Raw genomic sequence first — 19,971 nt, 5'->3', positions numbered from 1 at the left:
GATCAGCAGGCCGTTAAACACTCCTATCCTCTTAGACGAAATATAAAAGCGGGAGTTGCATATTTCAGCACTCCCGCTTTTTCTGTACATATGAGGATTACTCTCCAGCCTGCTGGCGCAGTGCATCTGCTTTGTCAGTGCGCTCCCAAGGAAGATCAACATCTGTACGGCCAAAATGTCCGTAAGCTGCAGTCTGCTTGTAGATAGGGCGGCGCAGGTTCAGCATATTGATGATGCCTGCCGGGCGAAGATCAAAGTTATCGCGGACAAGATCGACAAGCGTATCTTCGCTTACAGTTCCTGTTCCGAATGTATCCACTGAAATGGAAACCGGCTGCGCTACACCGATGGCATAGGCAAGCTGCACTTCAACCTTATCAGCAAGGCCTGCAGCGACGATATTCTTCGCTACATAGCGGGCTGCATAAGCTGCTGAACGGTCAACCTTTGTAGGATCCTTGCCGGAGAATGCGCCTCCGCCGTGGCGCGCATATCCGCCGTAGGTATCAACAATGATTTTGCGGCCAGTCAAACCTGCATCCCCTTGAGGTCCGCCAATAACAAAACGGCCAGTAGGGTTGATGAAGTATTTTGTATTTTCATCGATCAGTTCTTTTGGAACGACCGGATTGATGACATGTTCTTTCAGGTTGCGCTGGATTTGCTCCAGGCTGATTTCAGGATGATGCTGTGTGGAGATGACAATAGTATCGATTCGTACCGGTTTGTCGTTCTCATCATACTCAACAGTCACCTGTGTCTTGCCATCCGGACGCAGATACGGAAGAATCTCTTCTTTGCGCACTTCTGTCAGGCGGCGTGATAATTTGTGTGCCAGGGAAATCGGAAGAGGCATAAGCTCTTTCGTTTCATTGCAGGCAAAGCCGAACATAAGGCCCTGGTCCCCTGCGCCGATCGCTTCGATTTCTTCATCTGACATTTGGCCTTCACGCGCTTCAAGCGCCTGGTCGACACCCATTGCAATGTCAGCTGACTGCTCATCAATGGAAGTCAGTACGGCACATGTTTCGGAATCAAAGCCGTATTTAGCACGGGTATAGCCGATTTCCTTGATTGTTTCGCGGACAAGCTTTGGAATATCAACATATGTAGATGTTGTAATTTCACCTGCAACAAGGACTAACCCTGTTGTAACAGATGTTTCAGCAGCAACGCGGGCATTTGCGTCTTTTGCTAAGATAGCGTCTAAAATAGCATCAGAAATCTGGTCACAGATTTTATCCGGATGACCTTCAGTAACTGATTCAGAAGTAAACAAACGGCGTTTATTTGACATCTGATTTCCTCCTTATTTATAAGAATAGAGTGAGGTTCTTATCCGGCGCTACACCTTATTCTTCCCCTCGGATTGATACGGTACTCATTCCCTAAGTAGTATTGAATAAACATGGAGTTTTTATCCCGCTCTCGCGTATGCATTGCTTCACAATCTGCATAACCGGCTGGTTCCATTCCCCGGGACCTCCCGTCTCAGGCAAGTGCTGTACAGGCAGGTGCCCGCTGATGCAGATAACCGGTCAAAGGCATTATATATAAGCCAGGCTCAATAAGATTGTATGATTTTATCCTGTTAAATGCATAGCCATTGTAAATCAGCTTTATGCAAAAACTACCATAATATGCAATTAAAAGACTTCCCTCAAAATGCAAAATAAAAAACCTTCCCAAAGTGAAAAGGTTGAAAGCAAAATGATTCGCGCCTTTCACTCTTATCGTTCAAGGAATCTTCCTTGCATCAGGTTAGCACCTTTGCTAAAAACAGACCATTGCTGGCTGGTAATTTGAACCGTTATGCTCTTTTCAGCATATATCCGTTTTCAAAAGCTTCATTAGCAGGTTGCTGGGTTTCATCGGGCCTGTCCCTCCACCAGCTCGGGATAAGAGAGTATCCGTTCAAGGTAAAATCATAACGTAATGATGTAGTGGCGTCAATCATTTTCTCCGCTATAAAGAGAAGAAATTCACCCTGGATCAGCTTTATATCTGATATGGGAATTAATTACAGGGAACAGCTGCCATCCTTGCATTTCTTCCTAAGCAATTTATGTCTGTTCCGTGCAATCAGCCGGTATACCGGAACCCCGGCTGCAGAAGCAAAAGGAAGGTGCATAAAGAGCCCGGGAACGAAGGTAAGGGGAAACAGCAGCAGCAGCTTTCTTACCGCATAAAAACCCTTCAGGACCTTTTTTTCAGGAGTAATAATATGAAGCTCTTTCCTCAGCTCCCTGCTGAACTGTGGTTCACCATACTCCTGTTCATATTTCTGGAGTGAAACCCAGTCTACCCTGTGAAGCAGGTCAAGCTTTTGGAAAGATTTCTTTGTCATTTGGCAAAGCTGGCAAGTATTGTCGTAAAGGGCCATCGTTTTCACATTACCATCTCCCGCCTGTAATATCGTGCATTTTATTAAATTTTACCATACCTTTCAATCATTTTAGAAGCAGTGTAAACTTATATCTATATAATATATGTTTCATTAGATAAAGTGCCCCATCTGCTTAGCTGCAGAGGTTTTCCCCTCCTTTGGCAAGCCCCCCTAATTTATGTTGTGCAAATAATATGCCGCAAAGTTCGGAAAGAATTTCTATCTTCTTGAACAATTTGTGACACCTTTCACATTCTATTGAATTACCCTTTAAAATTGCTTATGATGATAACAGATTGTGAACTATGTAACATATACACTATTATTATGTTATTAAACTTTCAGCCATTGAGAAAGGGGCTTATCCATGAAAAAGAAATATTCTTTGCTATTAGGAATATTTACAATCATTACTATTCTATCAGGCTGTGAGCCGCTGATGGTTCTGGATCCTAAGGGGCCTCAGGCCGCCATTCAGGCAAAAGACATCATCCTGTCAACGGCAATCATGTCTGTCATCGTTCTTGTGGTTTTTGCCATGCTTGCTTACATGCTCTATAAATACCGCTCTTCGAAGCAAAGCAAGGATTATGAACCGCCGCATATTAAAGGAAACCTTCTCGTCGAAGCGGTCTGTGTCGGAATTCCTGTCCTGATCGTTATCTTCCTTTCGGTCGTATCCACACAAAGTAACTATAAAGTGGAATCAGCACCGACAGGATACGGCGACAAAGAGCCTTTAGTCGTCTATGCATCATCTTCTAACTGGAAATGGCATTTCAGCTACCCGGAAGAAGATATCGAAACAGTCAACTATCTATATGTCCCGACTGACCGCCCGCTTGAGTTTAAGCTGTATTCATACGGACCGATTACAAGCTTCTGGATCCCGCAGCTTGGCGGACAAAAGTATGCCATGGCTGACATGGTCAATACGCTGCATCTGGCCGCAGATGAACCTGGCGACTATATGGGGCGCAATGCCAACTTCAACGGAAAAGGCTTTGCTGAAAATACTTTCAATGTAACAGCCATGCCGCAGGAAGAATTTGACCAATGGGTTGATGACGTCAAAGAGACGGCTGAGCCTCTTACAGAAGAAAAATTCGATGAACTGCTTGAACCAGGGCATCTTGGACAGTCCACTTATACCGGGACACATCTTGATTTCATGCCTGCTCCTGAAGGCGAGCATGGCGGCCATAACCATGGTTCCAGCTCTGACAGTGATGACGCTGACTCAGATCATGAACATCATGAGAATATGGATATGGAAGAGGACGGATCTGGCGACAATGGCCACTCAGAACATGAAGGCCATTAATATGAACAGACCCGCTACCCTAGAAAGGAGTTTTAAATCCTATGGAATTCTTTGAACGTTTTGCCATTCCGCATCCAAGCCCTGTTATCTATGCGTCAATGGTTGCTATAGGTTTAACGGTTATTGCCATCATTGCAGGCTTGACCTATTTCAAAAAATGGGGCTATCTGTGGAGAGAATGGCTGACAACTGTCGACCATAAACGGATTGGGATCATGTATCTGATTTCCGCCCTGCTCATGCTTTTCCGAGGCGGCGCAGATGCCATCATGATGCGCGCCCAGCTGGCTGTGCCGGACAATACACTTCTTGACGCACAGCACTATAATGAAATCTTTACAACACACGGAACAGTAATGATCCTGTTCATGGCAATGCCATTCATCATGGCATTCATGAACTTTGTCGTGCCGCTTCAGATCGGAGCACGGGACGTTGCTTTCCCTAAGCTTAATGCACTCAGCTTCTGGCTCTTCTTTATGGGTGCCATGCTGCTGAACATCTCATTCGTTATCGGCGGTTCGCCTGATGCCGGCTGGACTTCATACTTCCCGCTTGCAGGCACTGAGTTCAGTGAATCAGTCGGAACGAACTATTATATGTTCTCACTGCAGATCGCAGGTTTGGGTACATTGATGACAGGTATCAATATGGTAACTACCATCCTCAGGATGCGTGCGCCTGGCATGACGCTCATGAAAATGCCAATGTTCACATGGTCTTCTCTTGTTGCCAGCATTATTATCGTATTTGCTTTCCCTGTACTGACTGTTGCTCTTGCAATGGGATCTCTTGACAGATTATTTGCCACTAACTTCTTTACAACCAGCAATGGCGGTATGGATATGCTGTGGGCAAACTTCTTCTGGGTATGGGGACACCCTGAGGTATACATTCTGATACTTCCTGCTTTCGGTATATACAGTGAGATCATCTCAACGTTTGCACGCAGGAATCTTTATGGCTATAAATCAATGGTAGGATCCATGGTGATCATTTCACTCTTGTCCTTCCTTGTCTGGACCCACCACTTCTTTACAATGGGCCAGGGAGCTTTGACAAACAGTATTTTCTCTATTACAACCATGGCGATTGCTGTGCCGACCGGAGTTAAGATCTTCAACTGGCTCCTTACGCTCTGGAAAGGGAAAATCACGATTACGACGCCAATGCTGTATTCCCTTCTTTTCATCCCGATTTTCACAATCGGCGGGGTAACAGGCGTTATGCTTGGAATGTCAGCGGCGGATTACCAGTATCATAATACAATGTTCCTGGTTGCCCACTTCCACATGGTTATCATCCCGGGTGTTGTATTCGCGATGCTAGCTGGATTCCATTTCTACTGGCCAAAAATGTTCGGCTATATCCTGAACGAAAAGATCGGGAAGCTGACTGCATGGATCATTTCCATGAGTACGCTCCTTGCTTTCATGCCGATGTTCTTCTCAGGCTTGGACGGACAGGCACGCCGTGCTTACACTTATTCTGAAGCTACAGGATACGGCATCTGGAATATGCTTTCCTTTATAGGAGCTGCAGGCCTTGCTGTCGGATTCGCCTTGATTGTTTACAATGTGTACTACAGCACACGCTATGCTTCAAGAGATATCGGTTCAGATCCATGGGATGCACGTTCTCTTGAGTGGGCGACAAACACACCGGTGCCGGTATATAACTTTGCCGTGTTGCCTGAGGTGAAGACTTCTGAAGGTCTCTGGGATGCGAAAAAGCACGGGCATAACCTGTTCCCTGGCAAATATGAAGAAATTCATATGCCGAACAACAGCGGTTTGCCGTTTATCTTAAGCTGCATCTTCTTTGTATGGGGCTTCTCCTTCATCTTCGCTATGTGGATTCCAGTCATCATTGCAACGATCGGCATCTTTGCCTGCATGGCAGTATGGTCGTTCCAAAAAGATTATGGCTACCATATACCGGTTAAGGAAATCGAAAAAACTGAAAATGAAACTAATATGCGGGGTGCTAACTAATGAAAATAGATCACTCGCTGCCGCTTGAATTCAGTACTGAAGAGAATAAAACGAAGATATTAGGATTCTGGATTTTCCTTGGTGCGGAAATCATGCTTTTTGCAACACTCTTTGCCGGATATTTTACCTTGGTGGACAGGACCGGAAACGGTCCGTCTGCCGGTGAAATCTTTGAGATCTCACCAGTATTGATTGAGACATTTGTTCTATTAACTAGCAGCTTTACGATCGGGCTGGCCATTCACGCCATGAGGCTCGGCAATAAAAAAGCAATGCTTGCATTCTTCGGGATCACTATTGCTCTTGGGGCAGGATTCTTAGGAGTAGAAATTTTTGAATTCACCACTTATGTGCACGAGGGTGCAGGACTTCAGACAAGCGCCTTTACAGCGATCCTGCTTACAACGCTGGGGACTCACGGACTCCACGTCACATTCGGCATTTTCTGGGGACTGTCAATCATGCTGCAGGTGAAAAAACGCGGATTGAATCCTCACACTGCCAATAAGTCATTCATCTTTTCACTGTATTGGCATTTCCTTGATGTTGTGTGGATCTTCATCTTCAGCTTCATTTACCTGAAAGGACTGATGTAAACATGAGCGAATTATTTCCTCGCAAACAAGTGATGGGCTTTGTATTCTCACTAATCCTGACAGCAGTGGCCCTCATGGTTTACTTCTTTGACATGTCCTATGCGGTCGGGCTGACGATTCTTGTCATTACGGCATTCATCCAGGCTGCACTGCAGCTGGTCGTATTCATGCACGCAGGCGAATCGGAGGATAAAGGAACGATTTTTACCAATATTTATTATTCGATCTTTATTGCCCTGGTGACTGTGTTTGGTACATTGCTCACTATGATTTGGGGTTATATGTAAAACTAAAAGCGGAAGCGCCTTGCTCAGCCCCGACAAGCTTAAGACGCATAAGAATAAAAGGCGTTCTTTGCCTTTAATTCTTATGTGGCTTAAGACCTCGAGGGGCTAGGCGCTGGAGCTGGATAAAAAGTAATAGGAGTGCCTTTTGTGGCGCTCCTATTTTTTTTGGCTTATAAATGAGGGCTGTTGATTTGCGTTCCAGGCACTTCGCTTTCCGCGGGGCGAAGTTGAGCCTCCCCGCGCTGCGCGCTGTGGGGTCTCAACATTTTCGCTGCAATCCCGCAGGACGTTGCATCCTGTTCCTCGATGTTTCATCGCACGAGAAAAATGCGCATGCATTTTATGAGGAGTCTTCGTGCCTTCCACTCCAATCAACAGGACTAATTAACTTTTTTGCAAGTTTTGTTCCGGCATTTTATTAATCATCACTGTACCTAAGAGAGATAAGAAAACATTAAACTAATTACTACACAATAATCTGAAGTCACATCCAGAAATCAAAAAGATACTAAAAAGCTATTTCAGTACCTTTTTTTCTGCAAATAAAAGGAGCGTCATCCGACGCTCCTATTTTTTATGTTGTACTGTCAGTCTGCAGCCTTCTGTTTTTTCAAGCATTTCTTCTGTTGCTTTAAAGAAGATGCCCATGAGGAAAATGAAAACTGCTCCGATGACCATCCCGATTCCGACAGGAGTCAGTAAGCTGGAACCGTTTGCAAAAAATCCAGCCAGAAAAGTGAGAATTCCTGCTGCCAGGATGGCTCCGCCGATATTTTTGGTGAAGATAATGATCTTTTGATTGCTGTTCATGCTTATCGCTCCCCTTTTTTCCTTATTATCCCTCTCCGTTCACCATTTTGTCAATATCTTTTCACATAATATCCCTTGACTTTATTATTTTTTACCCTTAAGAATGGGAAAGCATGCAGTTTTTCTTTGAAAATAGGTGAAATGTTACAATTTCTTGTTAACACAAGGAAAAAAGTTAAATAGTATAGATTAATAATTTAAATGTGTTATACTATTTTTGAGATGTAATCACTTTCAAAAACAAATTGGCAAAGGAAGGTATTCATCAGATGAATTCTGTAAGCATCCCAAACGAACTCAGCACCCTATTGCAAGGCCAGAATATTCAAATGCAATTGTCTGTACCCCAGCTTGTGGAAAAAGTACTGAATAAACAGGAAGGCATCCTGACGGCAACGGGTGCAGTCTGCGCCACAACCGGAAAGTATACCGGCCGGTCGCCAAAGGATAAATATATTGTTGAAGAAGCATCTGTGAAGGATAAAATCGACTGGGGCCCAGTGAACCAGCCTATTTCCGAAGAGATTTTCTCAAGCCTTTATTCTAAAGTAATCGATCATTTAAAAGATAAAGAAGAAGTTTATGTGTTTAAAGGTTTTGCAGGAGCGGACACAAAGCACAGGCTCCCTATTCAAGTAATCAATGAATATGCATGGCACAATCTTTTTGCCCATCAGCTTTTCATACGCCCTTCTGAGGAGGAGCTGCTCGACCATGAAGCTGCCTTCACAGTCATTTCAGCCCCTGATTTTAAAGCAGATCCGGCTATTGACGGGACACAGTCCGAAACGTTCATCATTGTCTCCTTCGAGCGCAGGACTATATTGATTGGCGGTACAGAATATGCCGGGGAAATCAAGAAGTCGATATTCTCTATCATGAATTATGTCCTTCCGGAAAATGGCATCCTGTCTATGCACTGTTCCGCGAATGTCGGCACAGAAGGAGATGTGGCCCTTTTCTTCGGTCTGTCCGGAACAGGAAAAACAACACTCTCTGCTGATCCAAACCGCCGCCTGATTGGAGATGATGAGCACGGCTGGTCATCAACAGGGGTTTTCAATGTCGAGGGAGGATGCTATGCAAAATGCATCGGCCTGACACGCGAGAAGGAGCCGCAGATTTTTGACGCCATCCGCTTCGGCTCTGTCCTGGAAAATGTCATCGTCAACCAGGAGTCACGCCTTCCGGATTATGACGATAATACATTGACTGAAAATACACGTGCGGCATATCCGCTCCAGGCTGTCGACAATATTGTCGATCCAAGCGTAGCCGGCCATCCGAACACGATCATATTCCTGACGGCGGATGCCTTTGGGGTGCTCCCTCCAATCTCCAAGCTTTCAAAGGAGCAGGCTATGTATCATTTCTTAAGCGGCTATACGTCAAAGCTTGCCGGAACCGAGCGCGGCATTACTTCCCCGCAGGCAACGTTCTCAACATGCTTCGGGTCACCGTTCCTGCCTTTGCCAGCAATGAGGTATGCCCAAATGCTCGGAGAGAAAATCAGCGAGCATAATGCAAATGTCTTCCTTGTCAATACAGGCTGGACAGGCGGGGAGTACGGAACAGGCAGCCGCATGAAGCTTGCCTACACACGCGCAATGGTTCAATCTGCCTTGATCGGCGAACTGAATTATGCTGAAACGGCAAAGGATGAAATCTTTGGCCTTGAAATTCCGCTTCACGTGCCTGGTGTTCCTGATGATGTCCTTCAGCCAGTGAAAACATGGGCAGACCCGGAAGCATATGCCGAAAAAGCAAAAGAGCTTGCCGCTCAATTCCGGGCCAATTTCAAGAAATTCACAGACGTACCGGCTGAGATCGAGGAAAAAGGCGGTCCTTCTGAGGCCTGACTACCATTTAAAGCTGAGATGCTTTTAACACTGAATAGATAGAAGCAAAAAGCCGTGCCCGGACATCCAGGCACGGCTTTCTATTTTATCCATATTTCTTCTGATGCTTCTTTTTTAGTTCCAGGTATTCCTGATCCTCTCTGATCAGGTTCCATTTTTCCTTAAAAATCCGGGCCGACTCCGCTTTCTCCTGATTAAGGGTCCTTTCCTTTACCTCCCCATCTTCATCATACTTGCGTCCGCCTTTATAATTCGCATACCGCCTTGCACGAGTATAGCCCATCTGAATGAATTTACGGCTCATATCCATGCCGGGAAAATCTCCTTGTTTCTTATACTCCAAATACAGCTCATAAATCTTTTCCGATGACTCCTTTGCAATCTCCGGCGTCCGGAACCGCCAGTGGGGAAGAATTTCACTTTTATACGGCTCGACCAGCAGCACCCCCTGCTCCCCTCTCCCAACCCTGTATTTCTCCGGATTTTTTCGGAAATCAATTTGCTCAAAGTCCAGTGTATAGTCAAATGCCACTGTTATCATCTCCCTGCTTATCCATTCCTTTTCAGGCAGGCTTCAAAACAACATGCAGCATTTTGCTCTCTTTTAGATTCTGTAATTGGATAGAAAGCTTAGAAATTCCCGCTGCTTTGAGTGGCCGTAACGCATGATTGCATAGGTAGCTGCTTCCGGCAGTTGTATATTCCTGCATTCTACCTCCAGAAGCCGTCCTTCCAGAAGCTCCCGCCTGACAGTCGACTCAGGCAGGAAAGATACGCCAAGGCCTTCGGCTATAAAGCGCTTGGTTATATGCGTCTGCGACACCCGCATCATTTTCACACGGGGACAACGGATCTTTACCGCCCTGCAAAGCTCGTCCCAATAGCCTGGGTGGTTATGTGTCAGAAGATACGCAGACAAGAGAACCTCTTCCTCATCCAGGGGCGGGGCACTTTCCGAATCTTTCCCATCATGTCCGGCGACCAGCATCACCCGGTCATTGTATAGAAGCTCTGATATCATTTGCGGACCAGCAGCCGGAAGACATGACAGGCCGATATCCACTTCCCCCTTGCTGACAGATCCTTCTATATCTGAAGAATCAGCGATCACGACTGAGATTTCGACCTCAGGATGCTTTTTTATATAACTTTTCAATACATATGGGAGGATGGTATCAGCAATCAGCGGGGAAATGGCAATTTTCAGCGATGAAGTGAACCCCTGTGAATAGGACTGCAAATCTTCAAGGCTTTCCTGGTGGACAGCCAGCAGCTTCCGGCAGTGTTCCAGATATCTTCTGCCTTCTTCGGTCAGTTCCACCTTTCTGCCTCCCCGTTCAAAAAGAGATGTCCCAGTCTCTTTTTCCAGCTGCCTTATATGAACTGTGACAGTAGGCTGCGAGATATAAAGCAGATCTGCCGCTCTCCGGAAGCTTCCAGTCTCTGCCGCTGCAATAAATGTTGTCACCCAGCTTAAGTCCATAACTCATCCTTTCTGATTAATTTCCTTAATCAATTTAATTAAAAATAATTAATTTTCTTAATAATTAATATCTTATACAATGAAAGCAGATAAGGAAAGGAGAATGATAATGATTGTAAAAGGATTAAAAGGAATCATTGCTGCCGAAACCTCCATTGGCCATGTGGATGGATTGAAGGGAAAGCTGATTTACCGGGGCTATGAAATCGGGGAGCTGACCAGGAAGTGCTCTTTTGAAGAAGCAGCTTTCCTGCTTTGGCATGGCCGCCTGCCTGCCCGCGGGGAACTGGACGACTTGAAGACAGAACTCCTCTCGTTCAGGGCGCTTCCTCCGCATGTAGCCAGTATCATAACAGCCATGCCCGTGTCTTTTGGCATGATGGATGTTTTAAGAACCGCTGTATCCTCTCTTGGAGGAACCCTGGAAAAGCCTGCGGTCAGGCAGGCTGTCCAGCTGACCTCACTCATTCCAGTGATGATCGCCTTCAGGAGCCGGCTGCTGGAAGGAAAGAAGCCAGTAGATCCTGACCCATCTTTGGGCCATGCCGCGAATTATCTTTATATGCTGAAGGGAAAAGAACCCGAAAAGGCTCATTCAGAGGCTTTGGAAACGTATCTGCTTCTTACGATGGAGCATGGAATGAATGCCTCGACTTTTTCAGCAAGAGTGACTGCATCCACGGAATCAGACCTTATTTCAGCCATTACTTCAGCAATCGGCACAATGAAAGGCCCGCTTCACGGAGGGGCTCCATCAGGGGTGATAGAGCTGCTGGATGAAATAATGGAGCGGGGAGATGCAGAAGCTGTCATCAGGGAGAAATTGGAGCGGGGAGAAAAGCTGATGGGGTTTGGCCATCGCATCTATAAAACGCTGGATCCGCGGGCAGCGGCATTAAAGGAGAAGCTTCAGCATTTTGCCGGCCATGATACATGGCTTGATATGGCGATGGAGACGGAAAAAACAGCATTGAGGCTGCTGGGTGAATATAAGCCTGGCCGATCATTATACACGAATGTGGAATATTACGCAGCAGCCATCATGAAAGCCCTCCAGATGGACCCTTCCCTCTTTACCCCCACATTCACTGCTGCACGGATAGCAGGCTGGACAGCCCACGTCATCGAACAGTCTGACAACAATGCGATTTTTCGTCCAGAGTCGCTGTATATCGGCCCGCATCACTAATAATGATGTGTTCTCTTCCTTGTTTACAAAAAATTAACAGGCCCCCTTCACAGGGACCTGCTTTTTTAGTTAGTTGAATTCAATGCTACCAGCTGATAGGTGATGCGTGTTTTTCCATCTTCCATTTCAAGCTTCCTGATCAGGGCGGTTCCGCTTAGATCAGCTTCTTTTGTTTTGCGGACCTCTACGGGGATGTCCAGCGGATAGATCCTGTAGCCTTCTTTTTCAAGTGTAAAATAATTGTCTTCAAGCCTGGTTTCCCTGCCTTTTGTCACAATCATCGTATTTAATTCCAAAGGCATGCCCATCGGATATCTCTCCTTCATTCTCTAATCTACTCTTATAGTACCGTATTCAGCCTGTTTTTTCATCCATGCTGTTAAATCGTAAACCACCCTGCGGTTGACTGCCGGCGGGAAGTAATGGGTATATTCGTTGAAATACCAGCTCTCGACCGGCTTCCCTAATGCCTTCAGCCGCTTTTCAAGCCTGAAGGCGTGCTCGACAGAAACATTATGGTCCTTAGCTCCATGAATGATCAGCACAGGTGGCCCCATATCCTCAAGCTGGTAAAGGGGGGTCCTGCTTTCATACCGTTCAGGATATTTAACCGGTGTTCCCCCGATGACCCGCTTCATCATTCTCCGCAAGTCATTCCTCTCCACATACGTCAATGCCATATCGCTGACTCCGCCCCATGTAACGACAGATGCCGCTTCAGGAAAATGGATGCCTGCAAGGAGCGCCATGACCCCTCCCCTGGAAAAGCCAAAAATATGGACTTTATCTACACTGGGATGCTTTTGAAGCAGGCGGAACCCTGAAAATGCATCTTCCCTGTCTTCACCTGCAAAGTCTTCATTCCCTTCTCCTCCCTGGTTTCCCCGGTAAAATGGCGCGAATACAATGAAGCCTTCTGAAGCAAATTGGACAATCCGCCCTGGCCTGACTTTTCCCACATTTTTGATCCCGCCACGCAGATAGAGAAATCCGTCATATATCTCCCCATTCTTCGGCTCTGCCAGCAGGCCTTTTACCTTCAGTCCACCGGCTGTATAAGTGATAAGGCTCAATTCAATGGCAGGGTTTGGGGAAGGATAGCGCTGCCTGTCTATAATCATATCTTCCATATTCTCATCTCCTTAACCCCTTCAGAATAATAGGCACAAAGCCTTCCTTCATTTTTCCGTTACTGGGCATTCACACATTTTTTGCCCAAATCATACGATAGCTTAGATAAGAACACACACCTTTACACACAGGAGGCAATAGCATGAAAAGAGCTTTAAAAATAAGTCTTTCTTTGCTGGCTGTATTTGTATTGCTGGTGCCGCTGGCGGCATGCGGCAAAGATGAAGTCCAGACCGTCCGGATTGCAGAAGTTACTCGTTCCATCTTCTATGCTCCCCAATATGTTGCCATTGAAAAGGGATTTTTTAAAGAAGAAGGCCTTGATGTCAAACTGACAACCACCCCTGGCGGAGATAAAACGATGACAGCCCTTCTTTCGGATGGAGCTGATGTGGCGCTTGTCGGATCTGAAACCTCCATCTATGTATACGGCCAGGGCACAAATGATCCTGTCATCAATTTTGCGCAGCTGACACAGACAGATGGAACCTTCCTCGTATCCCGAGAAAAGATCGACGACTTTTCCTGGGATCAGCTGAAGGGTAAAACCTTCCTTGGCCAGCGCAAAGGCGGAATGCCGCAGATGGTAGGGGAGTTTGTATTGAAGAAGCATGGAATTGATCCTCAGGAAGATTTAAACCTGATCCAAAATGTGGATTATGCCAATATTGCTCCAGCCTTTGCTTCAGGCACCGGTGAATTCGTGCAGCTTTTCGAACCGACTGCCAGCGTGTTTGAAAAAGAAGGCAAAGGACATATTGTTGCCTCCTTTGGCACAGAATCCGGTCATGTACCTTATACCACTTTTATGGCAAAAGAAAGCTATATGAAAGAAAACAGTGGAACGGTTGAGAAATTTGCCCGCGCAATCTATAAAGCCCAGCAGTGGGTTGACTCTCATGAACCGAAAGAAACAGCTGAAACAATCCAAAAATATTTCGAGGATACTGACCTTGATATCATTGAAATGGTAGTGGACCGCTACAGAAGCCAAGGCTCATTTGCAGCTGATCCAATATTGGATGAAGAGGAATGGAAAAACCTCCAGGATATTATGGATGAGGCCGGCGAGCTTCCAAAACGGATTGATCATAAAACATTAGTAAATACAGAGATTGCCGAAAACGTGATGAAGTAGGCAAGGCTCTGAGCTTAAAGAAACGGAGGGTGAAAAATGGACTTTCTCGAGATTGAACAGATCAATCATACTTATTTCACTAAAAATACTGCAAATACGGCCCTCTCTGATATTACCTTAAGCATCAGGGAAGGGGAGTTTGTCTCCTTCCTTGGCCCAAGCGGCTGCGGAAAGACTACGCTTTTGTCCATTATCGCCGGCCTTATAGAGCCCTCAGAGGGCAAGGTTTCCCTTGAGGGGCGTCCAGTCAATATTTCTGAACGGAAGATCGGTTATATGCTTCAGCAGGACTATCTATTCCCCTGGAAAACAATCGGGGAGAACATCTTGATCGGCTTAAAGCTTGCTGGAGAAGACACCGGCAGCAAAAGGGATTATGCCTTCAGCCTGCTTGCTGAGATGGGGCTCTCCGGCGTGGAAAAACAGTTTCCCAAAGAGCTTTCGGGAGGCATGCGCCAGCGGGTGGCCCTGGTGCGCACCCTTGCCGCTGAACCAAAGCTGCTGATGCTCGACGAGCCCTTTTCCGCCCTTGATTATCAGACTAAACTGAAGCTTGAAGACCTTGTTTCAGGCACGCTGAAAGCATTCGGAAAAACGGCCATCCTTGTGACGCATGATATCGGCGAGGCCATCGCCATGAGCGATAGGATATTCATGTTTTCCCCTCGCCCCGGAAGGCTGCACAAAACCTTCCACATCCCGGATGAGCTGCGGAATCTGAACCCTTTTCAGGCCAGAAGCCATTCATTATATTCTGCATTGTTCCAGTCTGTATGGAAGGAGATGGAGTCCCTTGAGTCAGAATAACAGGATTGATGCCCTGCATCTTAGTTACAAGAAGGGGCTGAGACGGGAGAAAAGGTGGGTCCGATTCTTCCAGCTTGTCATATTCGCTGTGTTTTTTGCCGGCTGGGAGATATTCAGCAGGAACGAATGGATCAATCCGCTGATTTTCAGCTCGCCCGCAAAAGTATGGGACCTGCTCCTGTCTAAGCTGAGCGATGGCTCGCTCCTGGCCAACCTGGGAATCACCCTTTCGGAAACTGTGTTCGGCTTTGTCCTGGGGACCTTTCTTGGTACATTGCTGGCAGCTATTCTCTGGTGGTCTCCTATCATTCAGAAAATACTGGATCCGTATCTTGTCATACTGAATGCCATGCCCAAGGTTGCTCTCGGGCCAATACTGATTGTTGCCCTCGGCCCGAGCTTTACATCCATCGTCGCCATGGGCGCCATCATATCAGTCATCATTACAACCATTGTCGTTTATACATCCTTTAAGGAAGTGGATCCCAACTATCTGAAGGTGCTGCAGACCTTCGGCGCCACCAGGGCCCAATGCTTTAAGGAAGCCATCCTTCCAGCCTCATTCCCTGTCATCATCTCAACATTGAAGGTCAATGTCGGCCTGTCCTGGGTCGGAGTGATTGTCGGAGAATTCCTGGTATCTTCAAAGGGTCTTGGCTATATGATCATTTACGGTTTCCAGGTGTTCAACTTTACTCTTGTCATGCTGTCTCTCCTGGTCATCGCTGTCTTTGCCACTATTATGTACCAGCTTGTGGATCTGCTGGAGAAAAAACTGATTAAAAGCTGAATGTTGCCAGCCTGGGCGTTTCAATTTTCCCCTGCCTTTTAATGGGGCTGTTGATTTGCGTTCCAGGCACTTCGCTTTCTGCGGGGTCTCAGCATTGCCGCTATCTCCCGCAGGACATTGAATAACCATCCTGGAATCTGCTCGCACGAGAAAAATGCGCATGCATTTTATGAGGAGTCTGCGTACCTTGCACTCCATTTTACAGGTTTATAAAATTTATTGGGCAAAGCTGCAGTCCGTCTATATTTTTCATTAAAACCTATGTATAAAAAAGGTTTGGGAATTCCCTCTGATCCTCTTTTTGATGCACTTGCCCCGGAATGGCTGTTGCTATTAGAGCTTTTCCTGCAGCATTTCAATGCTTCGTTTTACCACATCATCCTTCATGATGAAGCTGAAACGGCTGTCCATCCTTTCCTCTATTAAGTCCCCTTTAAAAAGAACCGGTCCATCTGTCTCCAAATAAGAATCCTTTTTCTCCAGCGCTGCTACATGCCCCCAGTAAATGGCCTTTACAAAGGACAGGCCATCCAGATTCACCTCATATTCTCCAATAAAATGCACGTCATCAAGCAGGGCTCCTGTCTCTTCCCAGACCTCTCTCCTTGCTGCCTCTTCGATCGTCTCTCCCGCTTCACATTTCCCCCCCGGGAACTCCCAGCCCCTTTCCCGGTGATCTGTAAGAAGCCAGCTATCTTCATAACGGCAGATGACAAGGACATGCTTTGCTTTTTCAAGGAAGGATCCCCTCCGGAAAGACAGCCTTACATCCCCCCCATTGTAATCTTTGAAAACTTCCATTCAAGTCCACTCCTGTTTTCTTTTTTCTCTATTATAGAAGAAGCTTCCGGAATGAAACCACTTTTGCAGCGCACTCAGGAAAATTTTTCATATAAAAACAGCTTAACCTCTTCATAAACGGGGAAAGGACCTGTGAATCCGTTCGATTTTCCTATGAAACTCGCAGAGGATACATAAAAAGCCCGGTATAGGGCGTGTCATAGAGGGAGGGAGCTTAATCAAGATTATTATATTTAGGCTTAAAGGACCATTTTAGACCATATTCGAAACTTTTCGGCAAACAGCCCGTAAAAAAGATAACAAATACTAACAGAGGAGTGTATATTTTGAAAAAATTTTTATCATTAGCAGCAAGCCTTATCCTTCTATTCATGCTGGCTGCATGCAACCAGACGGCTGACCCTGTCAGTGAGGACAATTCCAAAGGAGAAAATGGCGCAGCTGCGGAAAATGGCGAAGCGGCAGAGAATGAATCTGACCTGACTCTTGAGGAAGTTTTGAATAAAACGACAGAAGCCTCAGAGAACCTAAATAGCTTTTCGGTCGATATGACAATGGATCAGATGATCAGCGCCGGCCAGGAAGAGGAAAACATGAATATCAGCTCTGATATTCAGATGGATGTCGTTACAGAGCCAATGGCCTTTTACCAAAAAACGGCCATGTCCCAGGACCAGTCCGGAGAAACTTATGAAACTGAAAGCTATTTTACTGAAGAAGGCATGTTCATCTATGACCCTGCCGGAGAAACGTGGATGAAGTTCCCGAAAGAAAGGTCAGATCAGCTGATCCAAATGTCCGGACAGCAGACAAATCCGGCTGAAGAATTAAAAAAGCTGCAGGAATTCACAGATGACTTCACATTTGAACAGGACGACAATAATTTTATTCTCAAACTGAAAGCATCAGGGGAAAAATTCACGGAACTCATGAAAGAAACCATGGCTGACACACTGCCGCCAGAGATGGCTGCCGATGAAGAAGTATTCAACAACATGAACATTGAAAACGTCGAGTACACCATCCTGGTCGATAAGGAAACTTTCTATCCTTCAGCACTGAATATGGATATGACTATGGAAATGGCAGTTGAAGGGCAGACAGTCTCACTCAATCAAAAAATCGAGGGCAAATACTCAGACTACAACGAGGTAAAAGAAATCACAATCCCTCAAGAAGTTTTGGACACAGCAGTTGAAATGGAGATGTAAAATAGCAAACATAACTGGGGGCGGGGAAAGATTTCCTTGCCTCTTTTTTGTATTTTATTGTGAAAAGTCATTTTACCTGCATGGGCGTCGTGCGCTGAAGTTTAACTAAAAAAATTCCTGCCTTTAATGGGGCTGTTGATTTGCGTTCCAGGCACTTCGCTTTCCGCGGGGCGACGCTGAGCCTCCTCGGAGCAAGCTCCTGTGGGGTCTCAGCATTGCCGCTGCAATCCCGCAGGAGTCTACGTGCCTTGCACTCCAATCAACAGGGCTTTGAAATAAATTGGGCATTTGTACACTCCAGGCCAGACAGCAAAACAAATCCATTGAAAGACCCGACTGTTAAAAATATGTTCGTAAAGCACGGTAGGTAAAAGACTTCTTATACCTTCCTCATTCGCCTAAAACTGAAACGGGGTATAAAAGCTTTTTCAGCTTCACTCTCCAAGAATCCCCATCTCATCAATATGCTTCCTGGCTTCTTCATCCCCAAGCTCATAAATCATTTTGTATGCCCCGGCCAGGCCTTCATCATAGGCATCATTCTCCCGGTCATAATGATACTGGACATATGGAACATGGGCACGGAAGAAATTCTGCCAGTCAGTTGAATGGTTCTGGTCAAAGTACTCCCTAAGCCGGGTGATTTCTTCGTCATTGGCCTCTATTTTAAAATTCCAGGGCGAACTATCCGAACTCTGGGAGATTTCTCCGCTGGCAACGCTTATATAATACACTTTCCTATTTTCCATCCTGGTCATCCCCTTTTTGTTTCCTTCTTATCTTTGTTTCCCTCAAGGAAGGCAATTTTATTCTCGGGGAATACTTTTCATAATGGAGGGTATTTACTAAATATAATATAGAAAGACTGGCGGGCAGGATTTTTCCTGGCCGCCGCGAATATACATTAGCAATCCATCACGAGGAGGTGTACCATATGAAAATTGTTGACGAGCTCTATGAATTGTACCGAGGAAAACTGACAGGGGATGAGGAAGACATTGATATGCTGGCATTCGCTTTTCTTGAGGAAATGAGCTATGATGACCTTCTTTCCCTCCTGAAGGAAATGGATAAACAGGAGCTATACAGCCTGATGGGCCTTTATTTAATCGAAAGCCTGAAGGGCAAATTTGCCAATGAGGACTACGGTCAGGAAAGGCATCCAATTTTCCCTCAGCGGAATATTCATTAAATTGATACATAAATGGAGAAAGGAAAAGCCGGTATCACTTATCCAGGCTGCTCCTTTCTCTCCTTTTTTTTGCATACAAAAAAAGCATCCGGCAGCTGCCGGATGCTTTTTATACTTATCCTAAGAATGCTTTGAACATCCAAATATGCTTTTTCAAGCCCTGCTTCACAGACAGCAGCATATCCGCTGTGCCTTCATCATTTGCCTCTTCAGCAATTTCAATGGCACTTTGCAATTCATCTTCCATTTTGATGAAATCATTGCAGATGCTCCTGACCATATCTTCTTCTTTTTCAGAGCCTGACGCTTCTTCAACAGAAGCCATTTCAAGGCATTCCCTCATCGTAGCAACAGGGCTGCCTTCCAAGGCCAGTACCCTTTCAGCAAGAACATCGATATGCTCATTTGCCTCGTTGTACAGCTCCTCGAATTTTTCATGAAGGGTAAAGAAGTGGCGCCCCTTTATGTACCAGTGGTAATTATGGAGCTTTACATATAATACCGTCCAATTGGCCACCTGTTTATTAACTGCTTGTACTAATTGATTTGACATACTATCAACCTCCCTTCTTTATAGTACCCACCCTCGTTTTTTTAAAAACATGCTGCTGCTTTTTTTCTGATAACCCACCAATCCAATGTTTCATGATAAAATACGAATATTGGAAAACCCGCGATTACCAGGTAATTTAAAGGGAAAAATACAGAAACATGCCATGAAGGCAGCTGTTCTTTCCGCCTGTTTAAAAAGGAGGGAAATCATGTATATCATTTTAATAATCAGCATCATTATTGTTTTAGTCGTACTGCTCCTGAGCGTGGTCACAACCTCCAAGGCATATACGTATAAACATACCGTCGATCCAATCGAAAACAATCCCCATCTGAAAAATCAAGAAGGGGATAATGCAGAAGAAGAGCAAACAGAGACAGAAAACAAGGCTTAAAACACCTATACTGCAATCATGATTCG

Annotated in this window: 22 protein-coding genes and 1 riboswitch; of the genes, 12 read left to right on the top strand and 10 right to left on the bottom strand. The window is 45.6% G+C overall.

What is annotated here, in order from left to right:
- Positions 1-97: 97 nt before the first annotated feature.
- Together metK and Q9R36_RS14445 are read right to left on the bottom strand one after the other, a co-directional pair.
- A complete protein-coding gene (gene metK / locus Q9R36_RS14450; RefSeq protein WP_257992120.1) occupies positions 98-1,297 on the bottom strand; it encodes a methionine adenosyltransferase in 1,200 nt (399 codons plus the stop codon).
- A gap of 430 nt (positions 1,298-1,727) precedes the next feature.
- Positions 1,728-1,905: riboswitch (SAM riboswitch) on the bottom strand.
- Between the two features lie 115 nt (positions 1,906-2,020).
- A complete protein-coding gene (locus Q9R36_RS14445; protein WP_311225528.1) occupies positions 2,021-2,383 on the bottom strand; it encodes a thiol-disulfide oxidoreductase DCC family protein in 363 nt (120 codons plus the stop codon).
- 370 nt (positions 2,384-2,753) lie between these two features.
- On the opposite strand from Q9R36_RS14445, the gene qoxA reads away from it, so the two are divergent.
- From qoxA to qoxD, 4 genes are read left to right on the top strand one after another with little or no spacing between them, the layout of a single operon-like run.
- Positions 2,754-3,710, top strand: coding sequence for a cytochrome aa3 quinol oxidase subunit II (qoxA, locus tag Q9R36_RS14440; RefSeq protein ID WP_257992121.1), 957 nt, complete (start codon positions 2,754-2,756; stop codon positions 3,708-3,710).
- A gap of 41 nt (positions 3,711-3,751) precedes the next feature.
- Positions 3,752-5,704: a cytochrome aa3 quinol oxidase subunit I gene (gene qoxB, locus Q9R36_RS14435; protein ID WP_224898249.1), complete on the top strand. Its 1,953-nt coding sequence runs from the start codon at positions 3,752-3,754 to the stop codon at positions 5,702-5,704.
- Positions 5,704-6,300 (top strand): cytochrome aa3 quinol oxidase subunit III, encoded by a 597-nt coding sequence (gene qoxC, locus Q9R36_RS14430; RefSeq protein ID WP_224898247.1) that lies wholly within the window; start codon positions 5,704-5,706, stop codon positions 6,298-6,300. Before qoxB ends, qoxC begins: the two co-directional genes overlap by 1 nt.
- Before the next feature lie 2 nt (positions 6,301-6,302).
- Positions 6,303-6,587, top strand: coding sequence for a cytochrome aa3 quinol oxidase subunit IV (gene qoxD, locus Q9R36_RS14425; RefSeq protein ID WP_257992122.1), 285 nt, complete (start codon positions 6,303-6,305; stop codon positions 6,585-6,587).
- Positions 6,588-7,154: 567 nt separating this feature from the next.
- Here qoxD and Q9R36_RS14420 read toward each other — a convergent pair.
- The gene (locus Q9R36_RS14420) at positions 7,155-7,397 is read right to left on the bottom strand and encodes a hypothetical protein (protein WP_224898243.1); all 243 of its coding nucleotides are present in this window, start codon (positions 7,395-7,397) and stop codon (positions 7,155-7,157) included.
- Positions 7,398-7,666: 269 nt separating this feature from the next.
- Here Q9R36_RS14420 and pckA point away from each other — a divergent pair, with 269 nt between their 5' ends.
- Positions 7,667-9,256, top strand: a complete 1,590-nt coding sequence (pckA, locus tag Q9R36_RS14415; protein ID WP_257992123.1) for a phosphoenolpyruvate carboxykinase (ATP) — start codon at positions 7,667-7,669, stop codon at positions 9,254-9,256.
- A gap of 85 nt (positions 9,257-9,341) precedes the next feature.
- On the opposite strand, the gene Q9R36_RS14410 is transcribed toward pckA, so the two are convergent.
- Both Q9R36_RS14410 and Q9R36_RS14405 read right to left on the bottom strand, forming a co-directional pair.
- A complete protein-coding gene (locus Q9R36_RS14410; RefSeq protein WP_257992124.1) occupies positions 9,342-9,788 on the bottom strand; it encodes a DUF4385 domain-containing protein in 447 nt (148 codons plus the stop codon).
- A gap of 72 nt (positions 9,789-9,860) precedes the next feature.
- Positions 9,861-10,739 carry a LysR family transcriptional regulator gene (locus Q9R36_RS14405; protein ID WP_311225429.1) on the bottom strand — a complete coding sequence of 293 codons (879 nt, stop codon included), beginning with the start codon at positions 10,737-10,739 and terminating at the stop codon, positions 9,861-9,863.
- A gap of 109 nt (positions 10,740-10,848) precedes the next feature.
- On the opposite strand from Q9R36_RS14405, the gene Q9R36_RS14400 reads away from it, so the two are divergent.
- Positions 10,849-11,928 carry a citrate synthase/methylcitrate synthase gene (locus Q9R36_RS14400; RefSeq protein WP_311225428.1) on the top strand — a complete coding sequence of 360 codons (1,080 nt, stop codon included), beginning with the start codon at positions 10,849-10,851 and terminating at the stop codon, positions 11,926-11,928.
- Positions 11,929-11,993: 65 nt separating this feature from the next.
- Here the strand turns inward: Q9R36_RS14400 and Q9R36_RS14395 are convergent, their stop codons facing one another.
- A complete protein-coding gene (locus tag Q9R36_RS14395) occupies positions 11,994-12,236 on the bottom strand; it encodes a DUF2584 domain-containing protein (protein ID WP_257992218.1) in 243 nt (80 codons plus the stop codon).
- A 21-nt stretch (positions 12,237-12,257) separates the two neighbouring features.
- Positions 12,258-13,058, bottom strand: a complete 801-nt coding sequence (locus Q9R36_RS14390; RefSeq protein WP_311225427.1) for an alpha/beta hydrolase family protein — start codon at positions 13,056-13,058, stop codon at positions 12,258-12,260.
- Between the two features lie 143 nt (positions 13,059-13,201).
- On the opposite strand from Q9R36_RS14390, the gene Q9R36_RS14385 reads away from it, so the two are divergent.
- The 3 genes from Q9R36_RS14385 to Q9R36_RS14375 are packed head-to-tail and all read left to right on the top strand — an operon-like array spanning position 13,202 to position 15,794.
- A complete protein-coding gene (locus Q9R36_RS14385) occupies positions 13,202-14,197 on the top strand; it encodes an ABC transporter substrate-binding protein (RefSeq protein ID WP_311225426.1) in 996 nt (331 codons plus the stop codon).
- Positions 14,198-14,233: 36 nt separating this feature from the next.
- Entirely contained in the window at positions 14,234-15,004 is a 771-nt protein-coding gene (locus Q9R36_RS14380; RefSeq protein WP_311225425.1) for an ABC transporter ATP-binding protein, read from the top strand.
- Positions 14,991-15,794, top strand: a complete 804-nt coding sequence (locus tag Q9R36_RS14375) for an ABC transporter permease (RefSeq protein ID WP_224898223.1) — start codon at positions 14,991-14,993, stop codon at positions 15,792-15,794. The genes Q9R36_RS14380 and Q9R36_RS14375 overlap by 14 nt, the downstream gene beginning before the upstream one ends.
- 333 nt (positions 15,795-16,127) lie before the next feature.
- Here Q9R36_RS14375 and ytkD read toward each other — a convergent pair whose 3' ends face one another.
- On the bottom strand, positions 16,128-16,595 hold the full coding sequence (gene ytkD, locus Q9R36_RS14370) for an RNA deprotection pyrophosphohydrolase (RefSeq protein WP_311225424.1): 468 nt from the start codon (positions 16,593-16,595) through the stop codon (positions 16,128-16,130).
- 326 nt (positions 16,596-16,921) lie between these two features.
- Here ytkD and Q9R36_RS14365 point away from each other — a divergent pair, with 326 nt between their 5' ends.
- The gene (locus tag Q9R36_RS14365) at positions 16,922-17,806 is read left to right on the top strand and encodes a DUF6612 family protein (RefSeq protein ID WP_311225423.1); all 885 of its coding nucleotides are present in this window, start codon (positions 16,922-16,924) and stop codon (positions 17,804-17,806) included.
- A gap of 434 nt (positions 17,807-18,240) precedes the next feature.
- On the opposite strand, the gene Q9R36_RS14360 is transcribed toward Q9R36_RS14365, so the two are convergent.
- Positions 18,241-18,564 carry a hydrolase gene (locus Q9R36_RS14360; RefSeq protein ID WP_257992131.1) on the bottom strand — a complete coding sequence of 108 codons (324 nt, stop codon included), beginning with the start codon at positions 18,562-18,564 and terminating at the stop codon, positions 18,241-18,243.
- 176 nt (positions 18,565-18,740) lie between these two features.
- Here Q9R36_RS14360 and Q9R36_RS14355 point away from each other — a divergent pair, with 176 nt between their 5' ends.
- Positions 18,741-18,998, top strand: coding sequence for a DUF6154 family protein (locus tag Q9R36_RS14355; RefSeq protein ID WP_009795296.1), 258 nt, complete (start codon positions 18,741-18,743; stop codon positions 18,996-18,998).
- Between the two features lie 115 nt (positions 18,999-19,113).
- Here Q9R36_RS14355 and Q9R36_RS14350 read toward each other — a convergent pair whose 3' ends face one another.
- Positions 19,114-19,551, bottom strand: a complete 438-nt coding sequence (locus tag Q9R36_RS14350) for a Dps family protein (protein ID WP_224898215.1) — start codon at positions 19,549-19,551, stop codon at positions 19,114-19,116.
- Positions 19,552-19,759: 208 nt separating this feature from the next.
- Between Q9R36_RS14350 and ytzI the strand changes: the two genes are divergently transcribed.
- Positions 19,760-19,945 (top strand): YtzI protein, encoded by a 186-nt coding sequence (gene ytzI / locus Q9R36_RS14345; protein WP_257992132.1) that lies wholly within the window; start codon positions 19,760-19,762, stop codon positions 19,943-19,945.
- Positions 19,946-19,971 lie beyond the last annotated feature (26 nt).

This window comes from Bacillus sp. AG4(2022), assembly GCF_031844465.1.
Lineage (GTDB): Bacteria > Bacillota > Bacilli > Bacillales > Cytobacillaceae > Bacillus_AB > Bacillus_AB infantis.
The sequence above is the reverse complement of the archived record's forward strand: the minus strand, read 5'-3'. Positions and strand labels throughout refer to the sequence as shown.